Annotated in this window: 1 protein-coding gene; it reads right to left on the bottom strand. The window is 77.6% G+C overall.

The window, feature by feature from the left end; genetic code table 11:
• Positions 1–143, bottom strand: a 143-nt coding sequence (locus tag SB764_RS45325; protein ID WP_410867484.1) for a 2-dehydropantoate 2-reductase N-terminal domain-containing protein, incomplete at its 3' end; no start/stop codon positions are given.
• Positions 144–228 lie beyond the last annotated feature (85 nt).

Raw genomic sequence — 228 nt, 5'->3', positions numbered from 1 at the left:
CCGTTCGCCCGAATCGCGTCGCCGATGCGGGCGCGGCCGACGAGCGCCACCGGCGTACCGGCCGCCGCGAGCCGGCCGCCGAGATAGCAGCCGACCGCGCCCGCGCCAAACACGCAGACGGGCGCGGCCGACGTGTCAGACATGCGAATGCGCGCCGCCGTGGACGGACCCCGCGCGCCGCTCGACTTCGCGGCGCACGTCGCCGCGCAGGCCCGCGAAGAACGCGAC

This window comes from Paraburkholderia sp. SIMBA_027 (assembly GCF_046535315.1).
GTDB classification, from domain to species: domain Bacteria; phylum Pseudomonadota; class Gammaproteobacteria; order Burkholderiales; family Burkholderiaceae; genus Paraburkholderia; species Paraburkholderia tropica.
Note: the sequence above shows the minus strand (reverse complement) of the source record. Positions and strands in the feature narration are given on the sequence as shown.